This is a genomic window from Streptomyces lycii (assembly GCF_009735685.1).
Classification (GTDB): Bacteria; Actinomycetota; Actinomycetes; order Streptomycetales; family Streptomycetaceae; genus Streptomyces; species Streptomyces lycii.
In genome coordinates, this window is sequence record NZ_WHPN01000243.1 from 1 (window position 1) to 3,552 (window position 3,552).

The following is a 3,552-nucleotide window of genomic DNA, read 5'->3' on the forward strand; positions in this document are numbered from 1 at the left end:
GCCCGAGCCGTCCCGCGAGCCCGGACGTCCGGTCCCGGCCGGGCCCGGGACCGCCGGCCCGCCGCCGGAGGTGACGCCCGGCGCCCGGCTGCCCGCCGCCGAACGGACGGCGCAGAGCGCGACCGTACGAGAGGTGCTGGCCGCGGGCGGGGCCCCGGAGTCGCTGGCCGACGCCGTGGTGGACACCCTCGGGGAGCGGGCCGCGCAGGCGGTCCGCGAGGACCCCTGGCAGCTGCTCTCGGTGCCCGGGGTGCTGCCGGAGCAGGCGGACGGTTTCGCCCGGGCGCTGCTCGGCCCGGAGGCCGGGCCGGGCGACGAGCGGCGCACCACGGCGCTGACCGGCTGGCTGCTGGAGCGAGCGGCGCTCCGCGGGCACACGGCGCTGGAGCCCTCGGCCCTGACGGCCGCGCTCGCCCAGCAGTCGGTCCCCGACCCGGAGGAGGCGCTGCACGCGGCGATCGCCGACGGCGGCGTGCTGGTGTTCCAGGACGCCCTGGAGACCCCGGGCGCTCCCCGGCCCGCGGTGCCCGCCGCCGACGGCGGGGAGGACGGCGAAGAGGAGGAGCGGCCGGTACGGGTGCTGATCGGCCTCGACCGCTACGCCCTCGCGGAGGAGAGCCTCGCCGACGGCCTCGCCCGGGTTCTGAACGCCGCCGCGCCCGACGGCTTCCCGGACGCCGCCGACTGGCGGGCGCAGGCCGAAGCGGCTCCCTCTCCCTCCGCCGCGGAGCTGATCCGCGCGGTCGCGGCCGGGAGCCTGGTCGCGCACACGGGCGGCGAGGCGGCCCGCGCCGAGCCCGCGGCCGTGGTCCGGGCGGCCGGCGCCCTGGGACTCCGTGCCTGCGCGGCCACCCACACCCGGGACGGCGCCCGGCGGATCGCGGCCCTGCTCGCCCGGGGCGGTGAGGCGGACGCGGCGTCGGCGCAGCCGGCTTCCGGCGGGGTCCCGCCCGAGGGCTCGGCCGTGACCGTGGGCGGGCTGCTCTCCGGCCGGGAGGGGCCCGGCCGGGACGCCGAGGGCGCGCTCGCGCTCGATGTGCTGGTCGTGCTGGACGCGCCCCAGCTGGACGTGGAGACGGCGGCCGCGCTGGTCGAGTCGCTGCCGGACGGCGTGCGGCTCGTGCTGAGCGGCGATCCGGGTGTCCTCGACCCGGCGGGACCGGGCCGGGTCTTCGCCGATCTTCTCGCCGCCCGGATCTGCCCCCGCGTCGCCTCCCGGACCCCGGACCCGGGGCCGGTCGGCGAGCTGGTCTCGGGCATCGGGATCGGCGAGCTGAACCAGGTCGAGGCGCCGGACAAGGAAATCGTGATCGTGCCGGTCGGCGATCCGGCGGAGGCCGTGCACCGCACCGTGCAGCTCGTCGCCGACTCGGTGCCGCGCGCGATCGGGGTGCCGCCGGAGCAGACCCAGGTGATCACTCCGGGGCACGGCGGCGCGGCGGGGACGCGGACGCTCAACGCCGCGCTCAAGGAGCGGCTCAACCCGGGCCCCGGCCGGTTCGGGGGCTTCGACCCCGGGGACCGCGTGGTGTACGTCCCGGCTCCCGGCCGCGCGGTCCCGGGCACCGTGGTCTCGGCGGACGCCGAGGGGCTGCGGCTGGACTGCGGCGAACCGGTGCTGGTCCCCCGGGACCGGGTCGGGGACGCGGTGCGGCACGGCTGGGCGGTGACCGCGCACCAGGCCGTCGGCACGCGCTGGCCCGCCGTTGTGGCCGTGCTGCCCGGTGACGCCGTACCGGCGCTGACGCGGGACTGGGTGTACACCGCCTTCGGCCGCGCGGACCGGCATCTGTCCGTGGTGCAGGGCGCGGGCGACGCGCTGCCCCGCGCCGTGGCCGAGGGACTGCCGCGGGAACGCACCACCCGGCTGCGGACGCTGCTGGGCGCCCTCACCCCTCCGGCAGCCTGAGCGGGCCCGCCCGGGGCTGGGCACACCGGGCTTCTGGGCACGTCCCGGGGCGGCACAACCCGCGGCCTGACCACGCCCGGCTGGGCTCGGAAACGGTCGGAGCCCGACCCGGAAGGTTGGCCGGTCCGGAGGGCTGGCCGGTCCGGAGACCAGCCCGCGGCCCGGCGGCGGTCCGGCCGTCCGGGGCGCCCGCGAGGAGGGTGACGCCAACAGTGACGGCGAGCACGGAGCAGAGCGCGGCGAGAAGCGGGCGCAATGAACGGATCTTGGTCCACTCGGCGTGCAGGAGCGCGCGGCCCTCTTGCAAGACCGCGAACAACATAAGGGGCCGGCCGGTCCGGGGTGGCTTGTCCGGAGGGCTGTCCGGTACGCGGGCCTGCCGACGTACGGCGGCCTGGCCTACGTCCGGGGCCTGACCCGGTCCCGGAGCCCGAGCAGTCCCGGAGCCCGAGCAGCCCCGGAGCCCGAGCAGCCCCGGAGCCCGAGCAGCCCCGGGCCGGCTCGCGCCGCTCACGGCCCCAGGCGGCGCGAGGCGGCGCGAGGCGGGGTCCATGCGGGCGCCCCGAGCGGTCGCGCAAGCGGCGCGGCCCCGGGCCGGTCCCGGGACCGGTGAGCCCGGGCTCACGGGTCCCCGGGCCCGTGAGCCCTCAGCGGTCCGAGCGGAGCACCTCCGGCCCGTCCTCGTCGGCCGGCTCGTTGTCCACGCCGCTGTCGTCCTCCTCGTCCTCGCGCCCCTCGTCCTCGTCCTCGTCCTCGTCGTCGAAGACGGAGCTGACGTCGAAGCGGCAGACGACCCGTTCCGGGTCGACGTCGTCGAAGGGGGCGTTCAGCCACTCCCCCGGCTCGGCGGGTTCGTCGGCGGCCGCGACCCAGAGCGTGGAATCACCCTCCTCCAGGCCGAACTCCTCGTGCCGGGAAGCGATCTCGTCCGGCTCGTACTCCCCGAAGAGCACCCCGAGCGCCGCGTGCACACTGCTGCCGACGACGCCCGCCGTGTCGCCCCGGGCCCCGTTGGCGGCGGGGTCCGCGTCCGGGTCCAGATCCGCGACCCGCTGGGCCTGGGAGAAGAGCCGCCGGCTCTCGACCACGGTGTAGTCCCGGCGGATCAGAACACTCAGAGCACTCGGGTCCTCCGGACCGGTGTACGCGGGCAGCGAGTCGTCCGAGGGGATCTCGAACGGTGTGACCTCGTCATAGGCCTCGTACAGCAGTTCGTCGTAATCCTCGGCCGCCGCGGCCAGCTCGTTGAAGGCCTCGTAGACGGCCGGGTCTTCCTCACCCGACCGGCGTTCGACCGCATCGAGGTGGCGGTCCAGCGCGGCCTTCACCGCCTCGACGGCGGCACGTACCTCGGCAGCGGATGGCTGCGCAGCATCAGACATAGTGCAGACGCTATCCGTACCGGGGCACTGCCCGCACAATAGATGCGATGCCGGAATACGAATTTCGCGACGTGTACGTGCCCCGGGGGGTCTCCCGCAAGGCTGCCGCCCGTCTGCTGACCGACCACGCCGAATACGGACACTGGGAGCTGGACCGGCTCCTGCTGCGCACCGACGGCAGCCGCACGGTGCGGCTGCGGCGACGGATCATCCGCCAGGTGCGCGCCACCTGGTGATGCCGCACACGGCACACGGCCGTGG

General features: G+C 76.8%; 3 protein-coding genes. 2 read left to right on the top strand and 1 reads right to left on the bottom strand.

Annotation, left to right across the window (positions count from 1 at the left end):
- Positions 1-1,909 (top strand): helix-hairpin-helix domain-containing protein (locus GCU69_RS09920; protein WP_156205712.1); only part of this gene is annotated, 1,909 nt, incomplete at its 5' end.
- A gap of 647 nt (positions 1,910-2,556) precedes the next feature.
- On the opposite strand, the gene GCU69_RS09925 is transcribed toward GCU69_RS09920, so the two are convergent.
- Entirely contained in the window at positions 2,557-3,291 is a 735-nt protein-coding gene (locus GCU69_RS09925; protein ID WP_156205713.1) for a hypothetical protein, read from the bottom strand.
- Positions 3,292-3,338: 47 nt separating this feature from the next.
- On the opposite strand from GCU69_RS09925, the gene GCU69_RS09930 reads away from it, so the two are divergent.
- Positions 3,339-3,527 carry a DUF5703 family protein gene (locus GCU69_RS09930; RefSeq protein ID WP_098751092.1) on the top strand — a complete coding sequence of 63 codons (189 nt, stop codon included), beginning with the start codon at positions 3,339-3,341 and terminating at the stop codon, positions 3,525-3,527.
- Positions 3,528-3,552: the final 25 nt, after the last annotated feature.

Bases quoted from the DNA above. Each gene is read 5' to 3' on its own strand.
- GCU69_RS09925 (WP_156205713.1), bottom strand. From the start codon at position 3,291: ATGTCTGATGCTGCGCAGCCATCCGCTGCCGAGGTACGTGCCGCCGTC.
- GCU69_RS09930 (WP_098751092.1), top strand. From the start codon at position 3,339: ATGCCGGAATACGAATTTCGCGACGTGTACGTGCCCCGGGGGGTCTCC.